We start from the raw sequence: 24,092 nt of genomic DNA on the forward strand, positions 1-24,092 counted from the left end.
TCTAGGAATATGTTTAAGTATAGCAGGATTAATTCTAATGAATAAAAAGTAAAAAACAGTCCTGAAATATCAAATGAATTAATAAATTAGCGGACAATTTTCACTTAAGAAAAAGTACTTATTTTATGACAATAAGTACTTTTTCTTAACTTCATATTCCCAATTGTTGCAGTGAAAAGTAGCTATCTTACCCACTTTAAGCAACCTTTTATTGAATTGAATTCATAAGCTCAAAGAAATATTTTGACTCTTGGGTTTTATAAAGATTGTACCAAGACTCTAGGGTTTGTGGAGAGAATACATCTAGAATTTTCAATATATGCAAAGCAAATTCAAGCGGAGCTATTCCAGAAGCAGTAATCAAACTTCCATCAGTTACTACACATTCCTGCTTATAATACATCTCTCCATCATAGTTTGGACAAATCATTTTAAGATACCCCAGGTCATTACTTGTATGATCTCGTTTATCCAGTACTCCCTCCATAGCAAGTCCTATTGTAGCACCACAAATTGCCCCTACAACAATACCTTTCTCTAAATATTTTTCAGCCATTCTTATAATTGGAGCATGAATTGCTTCTGTCCACGTATTCCCACCAGGTAGAATCAAAGCAGCAGTATCTTCAATACTACACTCATCAAGTTCAATTTCTGGCAATATTGTAAGACCTCCCATTGTAGTAATAGGGGTCTTGGTAATTCCTACAGTCACTACTTTTAGCGGCATTACTCCCTTTTTGTAGTACCTTCCCGAATTTATTTCAGCGATTAAATAACCTATTTCCCAGTCTGCCATTGTATCAAATACATAAAGATATACTGTATTCTTCATTTTCTATTCCTCCACATTCATTTTATCTCATATCTAGGAACTATCAAAAAGTTAATTCATTATAAACCTTCTTATTGAATTAAATATTTTTAACTTAAGCTCATCATCTTTCTTAGCTTCATCAAATACTGCGCCTAAATCATTCTTATCATATAGATCACTATAATTTAATTTTAAGTATTTCTCTACTGAATTTATTAAATTTATATCTAATTCTTTATCTTTTATTACCATAACTATCATTCCTTTTATCACAATATTTATTAGCACAAAATGAATTTCATTATATTTTAAATAGTATCCACTTACACCCTTCTATATCATACTTAAGCTCAAATATTTTCTCGATTCCTTCAATGATTGAACTGCAAGTAAATACCCACATTCTATTACCACATAGCTTTTCTAAATCTATACTTATTATTCTTCCTACTTTAATAATTTCGCATTTATTTTCTTCCTCAATTTTGAATCTTAATGGTTTTATTTTCCCATCTTCTTCGAAATGTGCTATCATCTCAATCTTCTTTGAAACAACTTTCATTACCTACACTTCCTCACAATATGCTGCTCATCATTGGATAATCTTCATGTGAACCAGTTCCCCCATTAATCGGTCTCACTCCTGAGTGTAGAAAAGTTGATCTAATAACGCTTTCCTTACCATATTTATTCCTTAAATCATCTAAAGTTTGATCTAGTTTCCTTTGCTTTTCGTTTTTTTCATAGTCAAATAGATTCTCTTGATAATATACATTGCTGCGAAGCTTAGTTACTCGTACTCCTAATTGTCTTATTTTTTCACCTTTCCAAGCTTCTTTAAATGCTTCTTTAATTCCCTCAAAGATTTTAGTTGTTGAGTCTGTAAAGTCATTTAATGGCTTCTGATGAGAATAATAATTAAATTGATTAGTTTTAACGCTCACAACAACAAGACTACATAAACTATTACTAGATCTAAGCCTCATAGCTACACTTTCTGTAAGAGATAATAATATTTTAAACGCTTCATCCATAGTCTCTACATCATAAGCAATAGTTGTTGAATTTCCTATTCCTTTAACCTCTAAATAATTAGAATCCCTTACTTCTGAATTATCGATTCCATTAGCATATTCATATATAAGTTTCCCATGAGAATGCAATTTACTTATTAATAAATTTACATCGGTATTTGCTAATTCCCCTATTGTATTAATATTTAATTTATGAAGTTTTGCTGCACTTGCACGACCAACCATAAACAAATCCTCTACAGGTAAATTCCACATTTTTGTGTGCATTTCATGCTTAAATAAAGTGTGTATGCAGTTTTTAGGTTTAAAATCACTAGCCATCTTAGCAAGTAATTTATTTGTTGAAATTCCAATATTGCAATTGAAACCTAACTCTTCACTTATTCTCATTTTTAATCTCATGGCTACTCTTTTATAATTCTCTTTTAAATGTGTACAATCCATAAAACATTCATCAATACTATATCTTTGAATCTTTGGAGAATATTCAGTAAGCAGTTCATATAGCGCATCACTTGATTTCACATACCAATTATAATCTGGAGGATAAATCATGAGATTGTTGCATTTAAGCTTTGCTGAATATATTGGTTCTCCTGTTTTAATACCATACTTTTTTGCTGGTATCGAAGCAGCCAAAATTATTCCATGCCTATTTTCTTCACTACCTCCAATTACTGAAGGAACTTCACGTATATCAAGTTGACTTCCGTATTGCAAAAGCTTTACTGCAGTCCATGAAAGATATGCTGAATTCACATCAATATGAAAAATCAATTTATCTTCACTAAAATCCATAAAACCATCTCCAAACATATGTTCTTTTGAATATATTATATTGAACATACGTTCTCTTGTAAAGAAAATTTTTCTCTTACCCTTCCCAAACTTTCTTATATAATCATCTATTTCCTTTAAATTCATGTTTTTAGCTACAAAAAATATTGCTGTATAATGCAAATTATCGAAATAAAGTGGTAGAAAGTTTCTGATCTATATCGGAGTTATTCAAATATTTGTCCAAGTTATAATTTTATTATTGTAACATGCATACATAAAAAACTTATTATTCCTTCTATGTAAAATAGCTGTATAAATGCTATAATATAATAATATATGTTCAAATATAAAATATATTTTGAGGTGGTCATACATTTGGAAACAGTAAAAGAAAAACTACTTATTTCCCTTAACTTTATTATTACAAATATTTTATGCAGCATATTCCAAATATTTGTGGTTGGAATTTTAGCAATTGCACAATTGCCTATTGAAATTCTTAGTTATCAAGTTATCGGTGGAATTTTAGGAGATTGGAAAATTGCATCAGATATTTCTCCTTTTGTTTCATACATAAGTATCGCTTTATTTTATGGTATTATATGGTTGGGATTTTGGCATATGCTAAGTAAGGCGTCTGAAGGCCATATAAAATACTTTTATTGGAAGCTTGCATTTTCAATAATTCCACTTTTAGTAATATTAAAATTTTTTGATCCAAGGCCTAATCATATGGCAATGATAGCTATTCCTAAAGAACCAATTTTTAGTTCACTTTTTACTTCAATAATACTGCTACCGATATATTCAATTCTAATTTACAAGTTTATTTTAAATCGTGAAGTAAATAAAATTAAAATTATGATTTTCGTATCTCTTGTAACCTTCTTTGTTGGTGCTTTAATATTCTATGGAAGCTTAAACTATATGGATGTGATTTATAGTTTCTTTAACTATAAATCACATCCTAAAGAAAAAATCTAGATACATGAACTTAATACTCTCCCGAATTTAGCTTTACCCTTTAGAATATTAAAAACGGAATCTTAAAATCTGATGATAAATTACCTCTTCAAAAGGAACTTGCTGATTACCTAGATGTTAACAGACACTCTTAGATCCATCTAAAGCAATGAATTTAATTGAAATTGAGCAAAATAATAGGGTTTTGAAACTTAAGGACAAGTTCTAAAACCCTATTTGTTTACAGTTTGAAATGCCATATAAATGCATTTTCCTGTTATATATATTTACAAAAATTCCAACTCACTAAAAGCCTTCACAAATTCTTTTACTCCATAATTTTCAAATTCCACTTCAATCATCATATCATCTTCTTTTAGGACTTTTCCTGTTCCGTATTTCTTGTGGCTTACCTTTTTAGTTGTTGTCTCATTTATTTCTTCAACTACTGGTAATTCCACTTCTTCAGTAACCGAAACTTCTTCTTTCTTTCCTTGAGCCTTTGCTTCTTGAATTTGTTTTTTAAGTTCTTGAAGATTTACATTATTATTTTTAACCTTATCATCTTGGATTAATTTCTCTGGAATCATATGAATATATCTACTTTCTCCAGGGGCTGCCTTTTGATAATCTGGATTTGTATAATAAGACAACTCTAAGTAATCTTTTGCCCTTGTAATTCCAACAAAAAATAATCTTTGTTCCTCTTCTTCCTCCATATCCCTTGTATGAAGTGGAATTAGCCCATAATTAACTCCTGTAATAAACACATAGGAAAATTCCAATCCTTTAGAGGCATGTAATGTCATAAGCTTAACGGAATCTATATCGCTATTTATATCTTTCTTTAAAATATTTACCCCATATAAAGCTGATGAATTTATAAACTCTCTGAGTCCATCTAAAAAAGGAATTTGTTTTTCTTTCACATATTCTATGATTATATCAAGCAAAGCATTTATAGCTTCTTTATCATCTATATATGTAGCTGAAGTTGGCTTTATATATTTATCAAATTCAAAATAATTATAAATCTCTTCTGCCATCTTAATTTCAGAACATTTACTAATAAATTCATGCATCTTTTCTAGTAGTTCTGATTTAATTATGTTCTGCTCTTTAACTATTTTTCTTGCGGTCTTTTCTGTCATTTTCTCTCCATATTCTTTATTGCTAAGAACATAAATTGCAGATGAAAAATCATTAGGATTTACGCAAAAGCGAAATAGTTTAATAATCCAATTTAGCACTGGACTGTCACTTATGGTTTTCTTCATTGATACTTCAAAAGGAATATCATTTTTTAAAAACACATCTTCAAAGACCTGAGACTGGTTTTGCAGTCTATAAAAAATTGCAATTTCCTTATAAGGCACACCTGATTTATGTATTTCCTTGATCTTATCTGCCAAATAACATGCTTCATTAAAAGGATTATAATGATTTTTAACTATGATTTTATTTTCAGTTTCTCTAGCACCCATTAAGCGGCTTCCATTTTGCTGAAAACATCTTGCAGCTTCTAAAATAGCATTACTTGAACGATAATTTATTGGAAGAGAAAGCTCCTTTGCATTATATTTATGCTTTAAGGTATAAACCACATTTAAAGAACTTCCACGCCAGCTGTAAATAACCTGATTTGGATCACCAACTGCAAATAATTTAGTATTTTCACCTTTTAACTTATCAATAAAATCAAGCTGTATTTTATCGCTGTCTTGAACCTCATCGATAATAATCCATTTTGGTTCTATTTTATGCTCACCTAATAATAAATTTGCATTTTGCAATATATCTGAAAAGGACATCTTATTTTGTTTTATCTTCTCTTCCTTTAGTAGCTCTACAAGCTTAAAGATATCATCATCATAAGGCGAAATCTTTTCCTCTTCCTTCTCAATAACCATAGCTTGCTCAAGTCTCTTTTTTAAACGGTTCTTATATTTGATCTTGAGCTTTTCTTCTTGGATTATCTGCAAGGCAATGTCTAATTCCTCATCTGGCTCTATTACTAAAAAGTCTTTTTCATATCTTATTTTTTCAATTGGCAATACTTCTTTAAGTAGATTAAGAGCAACACTATGAAAGGTTCCAAAGCCCTCTAATTCCTCTGATTTTATACTCTCATCAGAAGCCATTAATCTTTCTTTAATTTCATTTGCAGCTTTATTAGTAAAAGTTAATACAATCATATCTTTATAACTGATATTTTTTGCATAATGAAGATACACAATTTTTGAAATCAAAACTGTTGTTTTTCCACTTCCAACATTTGCATTTACAACACATGCATCACTTTCATCAAGTACTGCTTCTCTTTGATATTCATTTAATCTTTCTAGCTCTTTTTCATAATGCATGTTATTCTCCTATTCTGTAAGATCTTCATATCTTCTTTGTAATTTACTTTTTACATTATTTCTATCTTTATCTATCTCTTCAAGTCTGACACTTAATTCAATTCCCATTGGAGCATCTGTATGGAAAGAAATAATATTTATTATGCTCTTTTTATTACTTTCTTCCATTACCCATTCTCTATAAAATGCATTGTTTAAAACTAAAATTAAAGTACGATTATCTATTTCCACCTTAGGGATTGTACTTAAAAATTTTGCAAATGCATCTCCATTCTCCTGCATATACTCACAGAATTCTTTCCATTTTTCCTGTAATTCATTAAACTTAAATGCTTTCTTAATAAAGGTTGCTGGAGCATATTGTGCTAACTTAATATCCTTTGGTGCCTCTATTTCCTCTAATAAATTCTTAAGCCCCCATAGAACCATAGCTTTATTTAATTGATAATCTCCAATACATGCAGCGCAGCCATTATCACATGTACATCCGCCTACCATCTTGATTGCATTTTCAATAATCTTTGCAGTTAAATCAAATACTTTCTCAGAATAGCCAAGTCCACCTACGTATTTATCATAAATAAACATATAAACTTCGCTATCATAATTTTGACTTATTTCTATTGCATTGTTAGACATTACAACACCTATGTCTTCTTGTTCTGTCATTGTAGCCATCATTGCTGCATTTTTAATTGCATAACATATACCTTCAAAATGATTATTTCTTATAAAGTTTCCATTTTGACTTTCTTGAAGGAGCCTTCTATATACAGTAACAACATTGTCAGGAATCTTTATCCAAGTGCTTTCTGTATCATAATCCTTTGATAATGGCTTTTCTAACTGTTCAAAGCCTAAATTCTGATGATTATGGAATTGCAGCTTTTTATACATATAAACTATCTCATCAACATTTACATCTCCAAAAGTCACTTTAGTACGCTCATATTCCATATCCTTGCTGCCTTGAATTATCCTTATATTTGTTGTGCCTCCTGGCATTGTATAGTAATTTCCATTAAAGGGAATGGCAAAAGCAGTTCTGCTTTCTAAATCAAGCTTTACAACCTGATATTGAACTCCATCATGCATATAAATTGCTCCATTATGAATTTCACGAAAAGCCTGCATTTCATCCATTTCTGTAATTTCTTTATTGTTATCTTTATTTATAAGTTTGTACCTTGCTTTATCAATATTTCTTAAGCTAAAATCCCCTGCTGGAAATGAATTACCACACCATGCAAACTTTCCACTTTGATTTGTTAATTCACTTGCTCTGATTAAAACAGGAATTGTTTCGCCTAAATCTGGGAAAATTGAAATATCATCTAAAGTTAATGGTATTTCAGCAGCTGCAGCACGTATATGTGCAAGTTCTATTAAAAGGTTATTCTTATCAATTACTGCATTTTCACTTCCACTTTCAAAAAGCCAGTCTGGATTAATTGCTATGTATTGATCAAAAGGCAGATTATCAAGGATTAAATAATTAGTACTTTCTTTTCCGTTTCTACCTGCTCTTCCACTCTGCTGCCAAAAAGACGCTCTAGTTCCTGGGTACCCTACAATTACTGTTGTATCAATTTTACCAATATCTATTCCAAGCTCTAAAGCATTTGTTGATACTAAACCTCGCAGAACTCCAGTAATCATTTTATTTTCAATTTCTTTACGCTCAAGTGGAGTATATCCTCCCCTGTATCCAGATATTTTGTCTTTTAAAGAAGCTCCAAAAAAATTTTCCGTCTCTAGTTTATCTCTTGCTTCTTTTAATACAACCTCAACATTTCTTCTTGATTTTGCAAAGGCAATAAAACTATTATCATTTTCCACTAAATCAGGTATTAAATCAGCAGCTACTGAAGTTGATTGCACCTGCCCATAATATTTTTTGTCATGGCCCATAATCTTTGGTGGTTGCACAAGCTTATAATTTTTCTTTGGAGCTGGTGAACCATCTATGCAAACCTCAAGAAATTTATGTCCACAGATCTCTTCTGCAAGTTCAACTGGGTTTGCTATAGTTGCTGAACTGCATAGATACTGAGGAGAAGAATTATAATATCTGCACACCCTGCCAAGCCTTCTAAATACATTTGCAAGATGTGAACCAAAAGCACCTCTATAAGTATGAAGTTCATCAATTACGATATATTTTAAATTAGAAAAGATAAAGTCAAAACCAAATTTACTGTGATTAGGTAAAAATGCAGCATTTATCATTTCAGGATTAGTTAAAATAATATTAGCATTTTTTCTAATTCTGCTTCGTTCATTTACAGGAGTATCCCCATCATAAACTCCTGCTGAAATCCTGTTAGACCCGAAATATTCTAAGTAAGGCAAAATTGCACGATACTGATCACTTGCAAGGGCCTTTGTAGGATATATAAAAATTGCTCTTGCCAAAGGATTTGATAGAATTTCTTGAATAACTGGCATCAAAAAACTAAGAGTTTTTCCACTTGCTGTAGAAGTTGTTATTACAATGTTATTCCTATCCATTGCTTTTTCAAACATTTCTGCTTGATGACTATACAGCTTATCGATCCCATTTTGAGACAAATACCCACATAATTCCTCTGATAAATTACTTGGGTAATCAACATAAGCTGCTTCTCTTTTAGGCATTGTTTTATTATATATAATTAAATCGCTTATATTCATTAAATATTGCTCCTATTCTCTTAAGTTACAATCAAAAACAAAATTCCAACTCTAATCTATACTTATGCGTATAACTCGCCGAAATAAGGATTATGCTGTTGTTCCAGTTTCTAAGGAATTATGATGGATGATTCTAAGAGTACAAGTTGCATCCAAGATGCTAGCCTCAAAGAACAAGCGCTCACAGAGAAAGTTCTGCTTACCAAATGTAAAATTTGGAGCATCACTTTTTGAACTAGCACATTTGGAACAACTTTTACTCTAATAATCAGAACCATCAAATTCCTAATGAAACACTTCACAAAAGCATAATTCTTATTTCTAGTTGAGATATATTTCATAGTATAAATCTAGCTTATAATTGCTTTATCTATATTCTGCAACATAGTTAATTGTTTTCTCATATGTCTAAATTCCTTTATAATTATATACCAAAGTTATTAATAATTATATCTTAATGTGCTAGGAGAAAATAATTTAGATAACACCTAAAAAAGGTAATAAACATTAAAATTAGATGTTTATTACCTTTATTTAAATAGATGAATTCATGGCTTTATTATGTTAATAAGTTTTTTATAAGTTTGTGATTAGATGCTTTGCTAAAGGCTCTTTTGCTTTTCTTAAATCTGACTACTAATAATCTACAAACATATGCCTGCAAAAACTGTTAGTCAAAAATTCTAAAGCGGAGATTCATTCGTAATATCGCAAAAAAGAGGTTGTGAGAAATTATTTTTAGAATAAAAATCCAAGAAGGTATATAGCTACTCTGATTGTCTAAATATACATGAAATGTTTTAGGTTTTCCTTATTACATTTGTTAGAGGATATTAACTTTCTTATGAAATGTATTTGAATATAAAGAAGGTAGGAATCTTTTAATGGATTCCCACCTTCTTTAATGTTGAGTTGATAAAAGTTCCTATAATTAGATAGGGTTCTTATACTAATAAATCATAACTTTATATATTGCATTTTTTATCCATTACTAAATATAGTGTTTTTATTCTACACCAGTGGTATTCAGTTATAATTTCTCTTCATATAAATAATTTATCTAATTTTTATTTACTCTATTATCTACATCATCTAATAAACTTTCATCATATTCTCCAAACCAATCTTTCAACTTATTTCTTGCCTTTTGTTTTACCTCTTCGTCAATAAACATAGCTACTGCTCCAATTGCTAAGGCTAGTGCACCTAAGTCATCTGTATAGCCAACCACTGGTGTTAAATCCGGAATTGCATCCAATGGTGAAATAAAATATGTTAACGCACTAATTATTGTCGCCTTTGCCCATCCTGGTGTTAAAGGTTTTTGTAAAGTGTAAAATAAAAGTAGTCCTGCATAAATCACATTTATTCCTGCTTTTTGTGCTACATTGATTATTTTGTCAAAAAATGACCCCTCTGAATATTCATTTAATTCTTCTTTTTTCTCCATAACTTCCTCCTATATTAATATTAATCTATACTTGTATTATCAGTTAAGCCGTGCCTATTCGTTAAAACTCCTAAAGCAAGGACAATTCTGAGCATATTCTATTGGCTCTGCTATTATATCTCTCTTCTATGCGTACAGGTATTTGAGTGCTTTTTTATGAATAATCCTATTTTATTTCTTATTGGAACTACTATATAAAATAACAGAAACACGATTCCAATTATAATTGTAATTATATCAATTCCTTTCGTGATGTCTAAATTCTAAAGAAGAACAACCTAAAAATATACAAAAATTAATTTGCAGCTCCGCTGATCTTTTCTATGATGAGTATACAGAGAGTTATAATCTATTTATCAGAAAAATATTTGTAACAATCTTGCTCCTTAATCTTAAGCTAATTAAACCTAATTTCTATAACATCAATTTCATGGAGCAATGTTTTTAATGATTGAATATCTTGTTCTAATTTATTATTTTCTTGTTTTTTTACATTAAAATTATTTTTTATACCATCGGCCACTTTAGAAAATGAAGAATCTACTAGTAACTCTGTAGTATCAACAAAAGAGTTTTCTAATTTCATTATCTCTGTTCTTATTTTATTATTAACCTCAATAATAGCTGAAATTTTTTCATTTATTGCATTTTGAACTTGAGCATTATGTTCATCTATTTTCTCTTGTAACAATCTCTGTTCTTCTTCTCTTTTCTTTTTATAACTCAAAAGATTTATTATTTCACTTATAATAGGTATCCATATTTTATAACTTGAAATAACTGGTATTAAATTTGCTGTTGGAATCTTAAGGGAAGAAGTTTGTATTGGTGGAAGCTTCTTTAAAACATCCCAAATTTGAGACTCTTCAGCTTCTTCTAATTCTGGAATTTCAAACTTAATTTTTTCCATATCTAATATATTATAATTAATTTTTTCATCGAACTGCATTTTATAAATATCAGAAGTATTCTCCAATTGCATATTCGCATTTTCAAATTGATTCCTTATTATTTCTAATAATTTATTTTTTAAAATTGTCGCCAACTCATCTATATTTTCACCTTTCATAATCCGACCATAAATTTGATCACCATAAGAATGGATTTCATTTCTACCCAAAGAAGTTATATTTCTATATAAATTACTCTTTTTTTGTTCTATTTCTTTTAATAACTTGAAGTATAACTTATCTACTTCAGCAATTAATTCATTTTCTAAAATACCTATACCCTGCTCAATATAATTTCTTATTATTGATATACAAGGCTTTAATATATTAATTCCATCTGACTTTGCTAATTGTTCTTGTATTATACTTACCAAACACTCTATCTCACTAGAATGCATTAGAATTTTAAATTCGTCGGATTCCTTTCCATATTGTGTTCTAGCTGTATATGCACTAAATGCATTCACACTCACAATTTGACAAAAATTTTCTGCCTTTAGAGGATCTCCTATATACTCTTGACGTTCTGCTGATTTCTTTATATTTTCAATAATCTTTGGAATAACTTTTTTACTTATTTTATTTGAGTAAGCGCCTTCTATACTTGCTTCTTTTTGATTAACAACTACTATAATTGGCTTGCCTGTATTAATAATTTTAACAATTGCTGTTGAAACTGCAACATTTTCAAAAGTTCCTATATCATCAACTACAAATAAAATTACATCATTTCTTTTTATTTCTTGCTCTGCAATTTCAGTATGCTCATCATTTGCTACAATACCTGGAGTATCAACTAATGTGAATCCATTCCAGTTTATTGATTGAATTGTAGCTGTAGTAGGAATATCTCCTACTTTAGCAATTTCTTCACCAACTAATGCATTTATAATACTACTTTTTCCAGCGTTGTAAACTCCATAAAACATTATTGATGGATTATATTTTTCCAACTGTTTTTCAACCTCTATCTGAAAAACTTCTATAAATCCACACTTATTATAGTCTTTAAATATCTCTATAGCCTTATTTTTAATATTTTTCACTTGATGTTTATAGTCTTTTAAGTCAATTGACATATTAATTTCTCCTTTCTAGAATTTTAATTTTGTTAATTTATTATTTAATTGTGTAAGTGTACTTAACATATTTTCAAATGTATCTTGAATTTCCTTGAAATACTCATTCTTTACACGATTAACTTCTAAATCAATAATTTCACAAACTTGTCCTTCCAATTCACTCCAAGTCTTTTGAACAACTTCATTATAGTTATCTCCCATTGCTATTTGTTTACTTGCAATTCTATTAATAACTTTTGTTTGTGTGAATTCTTTATCAAATATCCAACTTTCAAAATGTTCAATTATTCCTTTTGGATCTCTGCGAACAGTCTTAGTATCATATATTGGATATTCAAAAGTCTCATATTTTTTCTCATAGCCAATATTAGTATATATTTTATGTGATTGCACTGCATAATTTCTAAAGTCCGTTAAAATATCTGATATCTTTTGTGCTACAAGTTTCCCAATACATTCATGTATTTTCTCTGAAATTATATTCATAATATAGATATTATCTGTTATTCTACCATCTATTTTTGCTTTATACATGATTTCATGAATATCTGTTATCAACTGTGCTTTAACTTCATTAATTATTTCAATTTTTATTTTATCAAGCGTATATTTTTGCTTTTCTATTTCATTAAGAATTAATCGAATATTTTGTTCCATCTGAATTATTCCACAAATTTTTCTATCTTCCACACCATTTATCAGCTCATGTATGACAAAATTCAATTCATCTTTTGGGCGCTTCATTTTTAACTCTAATGCCCTTTCAGAAATAACATCGCTAATCTGCTCATAAAAAGATGGAAAATTACTTTCTTTAAACATTTCTTCATCTTTTATTTCTAATGCTTGTTTAGCCAATTTTGTGGATATACTTACATATTTATTTTTACTTAAAATACTTCCATTACCCATTTCACTTATTGTCTTTGCAACAAAATCTTCTTGTTGTTTTCTATTTTGCATTGATTTAGCCTTAAGTATTTTAGCCATTTTCCCGTTAACTACACCTAATACTTGATCATCTGATTTTGTTATAGTAACTAAAAGAGGTTTATCCAGCTTTATTAATTTGTCTATTTCCTGGTTTTCATCTTGTTTACATGGATTATTAGATGGAGTTACAAATAAAATTAAATCTGCATATTTTATATATTCATTTGCGAGTTCTTGATTTTCAGTAGTTAGTGAGTGAATACCTGGAGTATCAACCCATGTTAATCCATTCAGTAGTGTAAAATACTGAATAGATGATGTAGCTTCAATTTCATCCTCCTCAAAATGATCTGATCCCAGTATTTTTTCACCTATTGAATTATTATATTTTTTACTATGATCATAAACATAAAACTGAGGTTTAGAATTTAATTTTTCAAATTCAGTTTCTTCTAAATAATAACCTGAAACAAAATTGCCCAATGCACTTTTCCCAGCTTTAACATCCCCAAAAACTATTAGCAAAACACTTTTCTCAAACTGATTAACAAATTTTTTCCCTTGCACATATCTGTTAACTTCTTTTATCCATTGCTCTATAGTTTTCTTGTACTCATTTATTTGTTTATGGCACATCTGCTTAATAATACTTAGATGTTCTTCTTTATCTATTTTTTCAATTACGGCTTGTCCTTTAAGAATATCTACAGCTGATTGAATTGCTTCTTGCTTTTCTTCAATTAATATTTTACTATTCAAAAGACACTTATTAGCTTTGTGTATACTTTTGTAGAAATCATCAAATGTTTTTTCTATCATCATTTCGTTATCACTCTCACTATTTTATAAACTTTCTGGAATATTTACATATGAACTTAGTGATTTTACAGCATCATTTATATTTGCTATTAATAATTTTTCATCGGTACGTAACATTTTTTTATGCTCATCCATAATCTTATTAAATTCCAAGGTCCTACTTTTCAATTGATACTTAACTTCTTCGTTATACTTATCTATAACATTTTTAATTTTTCCCCATACCCAATTTATATTACTGTTTAAAGTACCATTGATATCCTTCTGCATTTCATCTATGGCTGCATATAAATTCCATGCTGAATACTTATACTTTGTTCCTCCAAAAATACCTTTTCTACTATAATCTTCTGATTCATCAATATCTACAAGTCCAGTATAATAACTAACTGAATAATATTGACCATATCTAACGACATCATCAGCTAAATTGGAGCTCATTTCTGATACAATATCTTTAGTATCTTTTGGTATAGCTTGTATTTCCTGAACTAAATATGAATTTAATTTTATTCCAAACTCCTTTAATTTAGAGGCATAATCAAGAATAAGTTTTGTTGCTCTCAAATTTCTATCATAATAGTAATTCCCTTCTTTTTCCTTGTATTCGAGGTATTCTATGTAATAATCAACTAAATCACTAACTTCTCTTCTTACCATAGATTCTCTCTTGTTATATCTAGATTCTACCTTGGACTTTATATAAGATTCAACTTCATATCTTGATTTCTTATCATATATAGAAGAAATGTATTCAAAACTAATATATGCTTTTCTAGGTGCTTCGTTTGAAGCTACTAAATTATTTATAAATTCTTTTATGTTATTGTTATAGTTTTCTTGCAATATCTCAATTTGATTAATTTTTCTGTAATTATCATTTGCTTCATTTCTTAACTTGTCTATATCGTTCTTAATTTGTAAAATCATATTATCAACAGCATTTTGGGCCTCATTTCTTTTTATCTTTAAGCGTTCTTCTCTTGAATCAATGATATTTTTATTCTTAGATTTTATTAGCTCATTTAATACTTTATTAATCTGTATAAATCCACTAGCCTCAATAAGCAACTGCTCATTTGTATCAATACCATTTTGATATGTAATTGCATCGTAAGTATATATTTGATCAATTTCTATATCTAATACTTCTTTAATATTTTTTTTATACTGTTGCACTACTTTTTCAATTTTTTCTTCATCTACTCTATGCTTATTTGAAAGTAAAAATATTATGTTATCCTTCAAAATATCATTAGTTCCCATTATATTTTTAATTTGTTTAAGGAAGTGTGCTTCAGCAGAACTTAATCCACCACTTTGAATATTAGATACAAATAAAATAACATCAGATTCTTTATACCCATTATAAGCACTTTTGTTATCTCTATTATTTGCATTTAATCCTGGTGTATCATAATATATTGCATCCTCTGTTTCATAGCTATCCACCGTACTAGTGGTTGGTATATCCCCTTCTTTAAATATTTGTTTTCCTACAATTGTATTTAATAATGTACTTTTCCCAGCATTGTATATACCTACACAAGATATTTTTATCTTACTGTCAATATTAATTCGACTCTCTTCCTCTATTAACTGCTTTATCTTATCTTCAACCTGTTTAACTACTTTTTTATCGACATTTTCAATCTGATATAACTTTTCGCATATGTTTTTCATAGAGCAACTCCTTTTTCTTTTACTTATAACTAAATCTATTATTTTTTATAGTACTAATATTTCTTAATTCTACAAGTATTCAATTTTCTTATTAGATCTAACTTGATAAAAAGTAAAGCTTTTATATCTTTTCTAAATAATTTATTTTACTCCTAATAAGCTCACAACTTGATTTCAAACTTACTACAAAACTCCCCACCATTTTGATTAGTATTTTTTAGTAAGCACTTCTTCCTAACATTTGCATCATATTGCCAGATTCCAAGGTTTGGAGTCTTAGGGTTGATGGCTGAATTAGTTGGATCATACCAGTTCCTACAAAAGGCACATTTCTTCATCATTTTAGAATTAATATTTATCTCGTACATTTTTATCCTCCATATCTTTTAATGTTAGTACAACTCAAATTCGATTAAATCTCCACATATTTCATAAAATCTACAATGTCCTCCTGAACCTTCCAATCACTTATTTGCCTAAAAGCACATTCCATGCACCAGTTAAAATGTCTTATAAAATAAAAATCTTTGTGAAAGTCTTCATCAACATATTTCATTATTTCCTGCGCACTCTTTTCTACATACAATTCAGCTTTTCTTCTTCCTTTAATATATTCATTTAAGTAATCTCTTGGATCCTTCATTACTTCCTCTAAATGTTTTTCAATAAAACCATCTATATATTCATCCTCAGTAATTTCTTTTTCTACTTTTCTCCCATTCTTTTCTTCAACGTACCTTATTCCTCTATAAGATTGTTCACTTTCATAATATATTGAGTCTTCATGAAAAACTGTATTATATTTACTATAACTTGTATCAAAAAGTGACTCATAGCTATAACAAAAATCGGTATTTTCATTATCTTGAAGCCAATACCATTTACCTAAGTTAGTACATTTCTCAAATATAAATAAATTTAATTTAAGATCTTTTTCCTCACAGAATTCATTGCATAAATCAAAAAACATTCTTATATAATTTTCATTTGTTTTGAAATTTTTATAATTATCCTCATCAATCTTATACCCCTTATAATTCAAAAGGTTTTTATTTGTTATAATTAATCTTTCTGTTGATAATTTACTTTTAAACTTTGTAAAAATTCTAAATATAAGATTAGAATATATAGAATTTCTTTCTTCTGTTGAAGTTGAGAATTTGTGAATATGTTCTAGATTTTCATCGAAATATTCTTCGTCTATATCACTGTCTACATACTTTATAAATAGCTTCTTTAAAATCTCTTTCTTTTCACTTGAAAGTTCTTCACCTTTAATTATTTCATCTTTTTTTAATACCTGTTTTATAAAACTTTCATAAGAATTCTCCTGATTACTTATAAATTTTAATTTTTCTAAAAAGTCATTCATATTTTCTTTTAATCTTATATATCTTGCTAAGTTTGTTTTGCTTTTTTCTCTTATACTTATCTTTTTCAAATTAAAAATATAATCCATGTCACATATAAAACAAGCTAGCAAAGGTAAGCATTCTTTCTTGTTGTCGGTATTTAATAAATTTATAATAAAATTAAATTTATTCTTTAATGATATGTTATTATTTTCAGCTAAAGCCGCTAGTTTATCATGAAAATCTTTTATTTCCTGTATCAATTCCTCAATTCCTTTATTATAATTAAGGATTATTTCATTATCACTAGGCTTTTCTTCATCTTGCTTACATAAATAATCCAAAAACTCACTCTCATTTAAATTTAATAATTCTGCATCAGTTAATTTGTTTTTATTATCATTATATATTAATTCTTGATTTTTTCCCAATATTTTCACCTCATTCTATATAAATCCTACCATTTTGACAAAAAACTCTCAACAAAAATTAATTACAATTTTTATCCGATGGCTGGCATCTTGTCCTCCCTCACTCAAGTTAGAAATAACAGCCATACACTCACGGAGTGAGAGCACTTGATTATATAAGTTCAACTAAATTCATCTAGAGTATAAAACTCCACCTAATAAGTTTCAGTTTATAAGTAATTTAGAACTCATTTGTGCGCAGAAACTATGTTATATAAGTAATTACTTACTATAATTTCAAATTCTTTATCCACTTCTTCATTTAGAATTTTTTTTAGTAAATTATAAAATTCTCTAACGTGTTCAACTTCTTTTATGAAAGCTTCTTCATTAAACCTAAGCAACTTTTTTGTAATATCAATTAAATATTTAGATCCATCTTCATCTCCTATAGATAGTTTTTTCATATAGATTTTATAATCTATAGTTTTAAATTTGAGATTATCGTAAATAAAGCATCTAACATATTTTTCACTATTATCATATAAAGCTTTATGTTTAAAACCATCTCTACTAATTTGGATGCAGTTGCAATTTTCATATGTTGCGGCTACCAAAGACTCTAAATTATAAAAAGGCTTTATAATTTTACATTCATAAGAATCTTTAAGTATTTCTTTTTTTTGTATATATTTAAGTCTCTCAATAAATTTCTCAATATTTGTTCTTAATAGCACATATGCTGCTATATCCCCTTTTACTATGGAACTTATATCCTCATGTTTAAGTCTATTAATATAGTTTTTATCACACAAAAAGCAAATTACTAATGGCAATAACTCTTTATTTGATATCTGCTTTTTTATATTAAGCATAAATTTCACTTCATTATGAAACTCTATTTTATTCCTTTTTATAATTTTATATAGCTTAGTATTATAATTTATAATTTTATCTTCCAATGTGGATGGCTCTAATAATTTTATACTTCTGAATGTTGGTTCTTCACCAATTGCTTCTTTAAAAATCTTCTCAATCTCATTCATTCTAATTACCTCATTGCATATATAATCATTCATTTCTTAACTTTAGCTTAAATTCATATTAGAAGTTTTATTTGTTTTTCCTTTAAAAATTAGCTTGAAACAAGATTAGCATTTTATGATTGTTTGAACAATTAACTTGAATTCTAATTTTTTTATAAAATTTAGAATTCAAGTGGATTTACTTTATTCTTCTTCAAAAGTAGACTAAACACATCAAGTAAAACTTTACTTAGGTGGATTTTAATTTCCCATCTGAATCTTGGTTGAACTTATAACCACAAGGGTCACAATGTACCCTCAAGAGGTACCCCGTCTAGAGTCGCGCTGTTGTTAACTCCACTTGAAGGAATGATAGTATTACAGTGGTCAAACATCAGATAAATTAATTATAGAAATTTCAAAGAGGTGAATATTAATTGAAACTAAAACTGGAACTTTAAACAATGATTTATTTAATCCTATAAATTTAAAAATATATACAAATCAATAAAAGGAGGCCTTTACCATGAATCTTATTCTAGCAATAGTACTTACAATTATAATTTATAAGGTGTATCACAAAATGTTCGCTGTTACATATTTCGGATTTTCTTCTTTCATTGGAGAGATATTTGGAATATTCATATTTTCATTTATTCTTTGCTCTACACTACTGTAATGTTAATACTTAAAATTTAAGAATAATAATCTTGGTCTAGTATTAAAAATTTGCTAGTGGTAAAAAAAATAACCTCTATAGTTTGAGTAACTATTGGGGTTCATTTTTACATTTTTATTACTTCTTAGAGTATAAGAAATTTTATAGAGATTAATTACTAGATTCAAACTTTAATAATAGATATTGTGGGTAATTTTCACCTTCAAAATTATTACTTCTATTAAATCTCATCCTAAATAGCTACAAAATCTTAGATTGTTGCTTAGGTTCTATAACATAATTCCGTACACAAATTTAAAATCCCTTTGTATTCTCTATATGTAAAGAGAAAAGAAATAAAATATAATTATAAAAAGGAGAATATATCATGAAATATACTGAATCTGAAATCTCTGATATATCTAAAGAAGACATTGAAAACTTTAATAATGATAGAAGATATATCTATGAAGCTCACGATCACTTACTAAAAAAACTTTTTGGTTTTGTACCTGAAAATCCTAGTGATTATTTAGTTGAACGACAAGTGTATGCCGAAGCAATGAAGGAAGTGCAGAAAGAATTTCAACTTGAAGAGGGTGACCCAAGATTAGTTTTATTTATATTAGAACAACTTAGTCGTTCACCTAGATTTATTGATTAATCCCCCAAAATAGAAAAGAGGTAAAAGAGATGTATACATGTACTCATTGCAAAAATAAATTTAAAAATAAGCCTTTAATTGGATCTAATAATAAAAAATACTGTAGCATAAGGTGCATTCCAAATTCTTTAATAGATGAAGCCTATTCATCTGAATACTTTAATCTTATTGAAAGTATAAATGATATTGACTCAAGAATATCTGGTATTAATGATATTGATGATAGATTTGAATTAGAGAATGAAGTGAATGATCTTAGTACTTCTTACATTGCAGATATGTTTGGAGATGATGAAGGACTTTTTTATAAAGGACAAATCTATACTGAACTTAAAAGCTTAGATAAACTATATGATAAAATTCACAACATATTTATGGAAAGAAAATTACAATTAAGACGTGCAGTAATAATTTATTGGGATGACTTACTTAGTATTGTTGGAAATGAAATATATAGCATTATATTAAAATGCTTTCATGAGAAGATGAAAAGTGTTTCTTATGAAAATCTGCATTATTCTTGTATTTACTCCAAAAACAGTACTGAACTTGGTTGCTCTATAGATAAGCTATATGTAAAGACATTAAGACAAGCTCATGCCATAAAAAAAATTTACTATGAAAGTTTTAATCAATATAAATCTAAATTAACAGATAAACAACTTGATTCTCTATCAATTACCAATAACTGCATAGATATTCAACCCCTTGCTTACTGCTTTATATGTAAAGAGTGGGAACCTTGGGATGACTTTTCCTTTGACGAAAAGTTAAATGTTTATAAATGTGGTGTATGGTCTGATTGTTCTAAATATGATGATTATTATAACGATTAATATTCAAGAAACTCAAAATATTATTCATCATATTAGCTTCAAGATAATTATTCATTTAATCAGCATATAAATTTTCATATGGAATTTAACTCTAATGGTACTTCTAGTTTTTATTCTTTTAATCTAAACAAAGAACACGCATCTTATTGAATAATAAGATATGTGTTCTCAATTGCTTTATTAAATTATTCCCTGAAGTGTTTGATTTTATCTGTTTTTCCTTGCTATAATATACTTTAAAATAAAACAACATCGTCATAATTATTAAGGTTTAATCTTGTTTTATTTGATATTTTAATTGGATAATTTGTGCGCGGAAACATTTATGCATCATGTGTCTTTGTACATATGAATGTTTGTTACTACTTCTGTACTTTTGAAGCATTATTAATCAATGATTCTTTGTAACATTCTAAAAGAACGCCTACCCTCTTATCATCATTATCTAATACTTTATTTGAATAAAATTTTTCTATAAGCTTGTCCAACTCATTATGTGCTTTAAGAAGCTTTTTAGGCATTGAAATTGGATCGTAGAGTTCAGATAATGTTCTATATTTATTTTCATCTCTAATCGATAGTATCTTCGTAACAACTTCTCTTATATCACATTTATTTTTGTTTGTTAGTTTGCAAAAAGGAAAGGTATTATAACATAGTTGAACTGAGTATCTGTAATCTCCCTTTATTCTTCCACCAATCCTTTTAACCCATGCCATATGCATAGATGACATAAGTATTCCCATTACATAAAGTTCGTTACTATGAATAGCTATACAAGAATCATGTACTATATCCGCTTCACTGAATAATGACATAGGAATATACTTCCTTCTTTCAGATGAGTGTCGTGGTATACATATATAATTCCTATTAGGTTGTCTTATCTCTCCAAAGGCATAAGGAATCTCTGATAATTTCCTTGTTGCCTCTCTACTACTTGCTTCTCTATATTTCTTTACATTCGTAACTCTTTTTCTTATGAATTCTATTTTATTTATAAGATGTGTATTTTCATCATTTATCCATAAGCACCATCTAAACCTTCCATTTATCATTTCTTTTGCACTTATCAATCTTCTTATAATTTTTTCTCCATACTCTGGGTAAGCTTGATTAAAAAAATCCTTTTCTTCTTTTGTTAATATAAGACTCTTATTATCATTTGGCATATTTCCCATTGCTGCATATGGTGTATTCTCTACATCTAATCTATCTAATGTCCCTTTAACTATTAAATTTTCACCATCTACTAAATAGCAATTTATATTTTTTGCTTTTATTCTCAGAGGTTCGGATGAGACATCAGTGTAATCATATATATACTTTTTACTTCTTGGCTTCTTTGAAAAACATATAATAACTACAAAAACTACTGCATTATAACTTAATCCATTTTTCCATTTAAATGATCTATGAGCAAAATTAATAACAATGTTTTTGTTAAATAAATAGCTCCAAAGAGGTTCAATTTGCTCTCCTTGAATAATGGAATTTGTAGATACGAATGCTACTTCTATATTTGTATCCTCAATATAATCTGCTGCCTTTTTATACCACGCACTTACATAATCAAGAACCCCATGTTTCTTTATTTTTTCAAAGACCAGATTCATGTCTTTTTCCTGCTCTTTATTTCTATCTTGCTTCGATATAAAAGGTGGATTTCCTACTATATAGCTTATATAATCCGGTTTTACGCAATCTTTCCAATCAATCTGTAATGCATTAGTATTAAATATATTTGCTGCTTTCTTCAATGGGATTCTTGCATAATATCTTCCAAGTTCTTTTGATAGTTCCATATTCATTTGATGATCAGACATCCATAATGCCACTTTTGCAATTAGTGACGATAATTCATCAATTTCAAATCCATACATCGAATCAACATCTAAAATATTTAGTAATCCTATAACATTTATATCCTGCAATTGAACAAATCCTTTAATGCTATTAATTTTCTTAATTATTTCTAATTGCAATCTTCTTAATTCTCTATAAGCTAAAACTAAGAAGTCACCACAACCACATGCAGGATCTAATATTTTAATTTGTGATATATCTATGAGTAATCTTTTTAATAAATTTTGATCACTTCCACTCTTCTCGAACCTCTCATATAAATCATCTAAAAACAATGGATTTAGAACTTTAAATATATCCTTTTCAGCTGTATAATGGGCTCCTAAACTTTGTCTCTTCTCTTTATCCATAGAGTTTTGAAATATTGAACCAAAAACTACTGGTGAAATACCACTCCAATTAAGTCTACAGCAATCTATTAAAATTTTTCTTGTACTTGAATCAAAAAAGGCTGTAGGTAATCTGTCTCTAAATAACCCACCATTTATATACACCAACTTATCTAAATTAGGGTTTATATTTTTTTGCCTAAACTCATTATCTGTATTTAATATATCGAAAATACTATTTAATTGAGCACCTAAATCTGAACCATCTTCCTTTGTATTATTCACTATATAATGTTCAAACGCTCCTTTTGTCCATATTTCTGTATCATCCGCAAAGAAACAAAATAATAATCTTACTAGCAGTACTCCCAGATTATGACCTGTATAACCATTATTCATTAATGCATCATGTAGTTTACCAATTTCAGTTCCTGCATCAATATTCACCGGATCTTCTTCTTTAATATTAATTGAATCGTAATCACTTATAAAATTAAATAAATGCAGTTTTGTATATAATTCATTTAGCTTAAATTCGTATTCTTTACTTTCATCTAAATCATATAACTTGAAGTTTTCAAAATCTGATACAATTATATATTTAGGCAACTCATTTTCTTTTAATCCTGAAAAATACTTTAGTGCTTGGGAATAAGCTGTATCTAAGTTTTTGCCCTTTGATTTATGCTCAACTATTAATTTCCCCTTCCAAAACAAATCGATAAAGCCATTTCCATTCTCTGTTGCTACAAACTTTTCAAATGCTGCAACTCTTCTTCTTGAAATACCAAATACCTGAAAAAAATCATTCCAAAAACTTTGTGCCTCTGCCTTTTCATTACTTTCTAATTTCCACTCTCTTGCAAATTGAATAGCCTTCTCTTTCATCTCATTAAATGAAATAGACACTCATTGCTCCCCCTCAAAAATGCTTTGACCTTCATTTATAATAAATAAGTCTTAATTACTAATATGTAATTAACTGGTATATATATTCATGAAAATAGCTTTGTGAGAATAAAAATAAACCTCTATAGTTTACACAACCATAGAGGTTTATTCTTTGAGAATTACTTTAGTTACTTGCGGTTAATCAATTAAGCTATTTGCAAGTCGTTCGTAAACTCACAAGTATTACCCTAGATATCCTAATTAGGGATATTTAACTTCCAAAATTTTAATTCTTCCGATTACTTCTTAAATTAAGTAATATCTGTACTTATGAGGATAATAGGCAATTATTATTCCACTTTATTTTTGCCGAGACAATACTTTAATCAACCAACTTGTACTTGGAAATATTTATACCTCAGAGGTCGCTGCACGATTTAGGAGTGTTTGCTATTAGTCAAACAGTTCATCTAATTTCTTATACAGTTCTTTTATTGTAGCTTTCTCTTGTTTT

17 protein-coding genes are annotated in these 24,092 nt (G+C 28.3%); 3 read left to right on the forward strand and 14 right to left on the reverse strand.

Annotated features, from left to right (window positions below):
* Positions 1–208 precede the first annotated feature (208 nt).
* The 4 genes from PZA12_RS15950 to PZA12_RS15965 are packed head-to-tail and all read right to left on the reverse strand — an operon-like array spanning position 209 to position 2,649.
* A complete protein-coding gene (locus PZA12_RS15950; RefSeq protein WP_103698346.1) occupies positions 209–835 on the reverse strand; it encodes a type 1 glutamine amidotransferase family protein in 627 nt (208 codons plus the stop codon).
* 51 nt (positions 836–886) lie between these two features.
* Positions 887–1,069, reverse strand: coding sequence for a hypothetical protein (locus tag PZA12_RS15955; protein ID WP_077843287.1), 183 nt, complete (start codon positions 1,067–1,069; stop codon positions 887–889).
* A 49-nt stretch (positions 1,070–1,118) separates the two neighbouring features.
* On the reverse strand, positions 1,119–1,379 hold the full coding sequence (locus tag PZA12_RS15960; protein ID WP_078116149.1) for a hypothetical protein: 261 nt from the start codon (positions 1,377–1,379) through the stop codon (positions 1,119–1,121).
* A 13-nt stretch (positions 1,380–1,392) separates the two neighbouring features.
* Entirely contained in the window at positions 1,393–2,649 is a 1,257-nt protein-coding gene (locus PZA12_RS15965; RefSeq protein ID WP_103698395.1) for a Y-family DNA polymerase, read from the reverse strand.
* Between the two features lie 357 nt (positions 2,650–3,006).
* Between PZA12_RS15965 and PZA12_RS15970 the strand changes: the two genes are divergently transcribed.
* On the forward strand, positions 3,007–3,615 hold the full coding sequence (locus PZA12_RS15970; protein WP_103698347.1) for a hypothetical protein: 609 nt from the start codon (positions 3,007–3,009) through the stop codon (positions 3,613–3,615).
* A gap of 266 nt (positions 3,616–3,881) precedes the next feature.
* On the opposite strand, the gene PZA12_RS15975 is transcribed toward PZA12_RS15970, so the two are convergent.
* From PZA12_RS15975 to PZA12_RS16015, 9 genes are all read right to left on the reverse strand, one after another.
* Entirely contained in the window at positions 3,882–5,957 is a 2,076-nt protein-coding gene (locus PZA12_RS15975; RefSeq protein WP_103698348.1) for an ATP-dependent helicase, read from the reverse strand.
* Positions 5,958–5,966: 9 nt separating this feature from the next.
* A complete protein-coding gene (locus tag PZA12_RS15980; RefSeq protein ID WP_103698349.1) occupies positions 5,967–8,630 on the reverse strand; it encodes a DEAD/DEAH box helicase in 2,664 nt (887 codons plus the stop codon).
* Positions 8,631–9,690: 1,060 nt separating this feature from the next.
* Positions 9,691–10,080 (reverse strand): YkvA family protein, encoded by a 390-nt coding sequence (locus PZA12_RS15985; protein ID WP_017212365.1) that lies wholly within the window; start codon positions 10,078–10,080, stop codon positions 9,691–9,693.
* 397 nt (positions 10,081–10,477) lie between these two features.
* On the reverse strand, positions 10,478–12,109 hold the full coding sequence (locus PZA12_RS15990) for a GTPase (RefSeq protein ID WP_103698350.1): 1,632 nt from the start codon (positions 12,107–12,109) through the stop codon (positions 10,478–10,480).
* Positions 12,110–12,124: 15 nt separating this feature from the next.
* On the reverse strand, positions 12,125–13,867 hold the full coding sequence (locus tag PZA12_RS15995; protein ID WP_103698351.1) for a dynamin family protein: 1,743 nt from the start codon (positions 13,865–13,867) through the stop codon (positions 12,125–12,127).
* A gap of 21 nt (positions 13,868–13,888) precedes the next feature.
* Entirely contained in the window at positions 13,889–15,547 is a 1,659-nt protein-coding gene (locus PZA12_RS16000; protein ID WP_103698352.1) for a GTPase, read from the reverse strand.
* Between the two features lie 161 nt (positions 15,548–15,708).
* Positions 15,709–15,915, reverse strand: coding sequence for a hypothetical protein (locus tag PZA12_RS16005; RefSeq protein WP_103698353.1), 207 nt, complete (start codon positions 15,913–15,915; stop codon positions 15,709–15,711).
* A gap of 44 nt (positions 15,916–15,959) precedes the next feature.
* Positions 15,960–17,330 (reverse strand): hypothetical protein, encoded by a 1,371-nt coding sequence (locus PZA12_RS16010; RefSeq protein ID WP_206490945.1) that lies wholly within the window; start codon positions 17,328–17,330, stop codon positions 15,960–15,962.
* A gap of 227 nt (positions 17,331–17,557) precedes the next feature.
* Complete coding sequence (locus PZA12_RS16015; RefSeq protein WP_103698356.1) at positions 17,558–18,355, reverse strand: hypothetical protein; 798 nt, start codon at positions 18,353–18,355, stop codon at positions 17,558–17,560.
* 1,025 nt (positions 18,356–19,380) lie between these two features.
* Between PZA12_RS16015 and PZA12_RS16020 the strand changes: the two genes are divergently transcribed.
* Together PZA12_RS16020 and PZA12_RS16025 are read left to right on the forward strand one after the other, a co-directional pair.
* A complete protein-coding gene (locus PZA12_RS16020; protein ID WP_103698357.1) occupies positions 19,381–19,656 on the forward strand; it encodes a hypothetical protein in 276 nt (91 codons plus the stop codon).
* 29 nt (positions 19,657–19,685) lie between these two features.
* Positions 19,686–20,492, forward strand: coding sequence for a hypothetical protein (locus PZA12_RS16025; protein ID WP_103698358.1), 807 nt, complete (start codon positions 19,686–19,688; stop codon positions 20,490–20,492).
* A 362-nt stretch (positions 20,493–20,854) separates the two neighbouring features.
* Here PZA12_RS16025 and PZA12_RS16030 read toward each other — a convergent pair whose 3' ends face one another.
* Positions 20,855–23,596: a class I SAM-dependent DNA methyltransferase gene (locus PZA12_RS16030; protein WP_103698359.1), complete on the reverse strand. Its 2,742-nt coding sequence runs from the start codon at positions 23,594–23,596 to the stop codon at positions 20,855–20,857.
* Positions 23,597–24,092 lie beyond the last annotated feature (496 nt).

The sequence above is a fragment of the Clostridium beijerinckii genome, from assembly GCF_036699995.1.
Lineage (GTDB): Bacteria > Bacillota > Clostridia > Clostridiales > Clostridiaceae > Clostridium > Clostridium helianthi.

Bases quoted from the DNA above. Each gene is read 5' to 3' on its own strand.
- PZA12_RS15950 (WP_103698346.1), bottom strand. From the start codon at position 835: ATGAAGAATACAGTATATCTTTATGTATTTGATACAATGGCAGACTGG.
- PZA12_RS15955 (WP_077843287.1), bottom strand. From the start codon at position 1,069: ATGGTAATAAAAGATAAAGAATTAGATATAAATTTAATAAATTCAGTA.
- PZA12_RS15960 (WP_078116149.1), bottom strand. From the start codon at position 1,379: ATGAAAGTTGTTTCAAAGAAGATTGAGATGATAGCACATTTCGAAGAA.
- PZA12_RS15965 (WP_103698395.1), bottom strand. From the start codon at position 2,649: ATGGATTTTAGTGAAGATAAATTGATTTTTCATATTGATGTGAATTCA.
- PZA12_RS15975 (WP_103698348.1), bottom strand. From the start codon at position 5,957: ATGCATTATGAAAAAGAGCTAGAAAGATTAAATGAATATCAAAGAGAA.
- PZA12_RS15980 (WP_103698349.1), bottom strand. From the start codon at position 8,630: ATGAATATAAGCGATTTAATTATATATAATAAAACAATGCCTAAAAGA.
- PZA12_RS15985 (WP_017212365.1), bottom strand. From the start codon at position 10,080: ATGGAGAAAAAAGAAGAATTAAATGAATATTCAGAGGGGTCATTTTTT.
- PZA12_RS15990 (WP_103698350.1), bottom strand. From the start codon at position 12,109: ATGTCAATTGACTTAAAAGACTATAAACATCAAGTGAAAAATATTAAA.
- PZA12_RS15995 (WP_103698351.1), bottom strand. From the start codon at position 13,867: ATGATGATAGAAAAAACATTTGATGATTTCTACAAAAGTATACACAAA.
- PZA12_RS16000 (WP_103698352.1), bottom strand. From the start codon at position 15,547: ATGAAAAACATATGCGAAAAGTTATATCAGATTGAAAATGTCGATAAA.
- PZA12_RS16005 (WP_103698353.1), bottom strand. From the start codon at position 15,915: ATGTACGAGATAAATATTAATTCTAAAATGATGAAGAAATGTGCCTTT.
- PZA12_RS16015 (WP_103698356.1), bottom strand. From the start codon at position 18,355: ATGAATGAGATTGAGAAGATTTTTAAAGAAGCAATTGGTGAAGAACCA.
- PZA12_RS16020 (WP_103698357.1), top strand. From the start codon at position 19,381: ATGAAATATACTGAATCTGAAATCTCTGATATATCTAAAGAAGACATT.
- PZA12_RS16025 (WP_103698358.1), top strand. From the start codon at position 19,686: ATGTATACATGTACTCATTGCAAAAATAAATTTAAAAATAAGCCTTTA.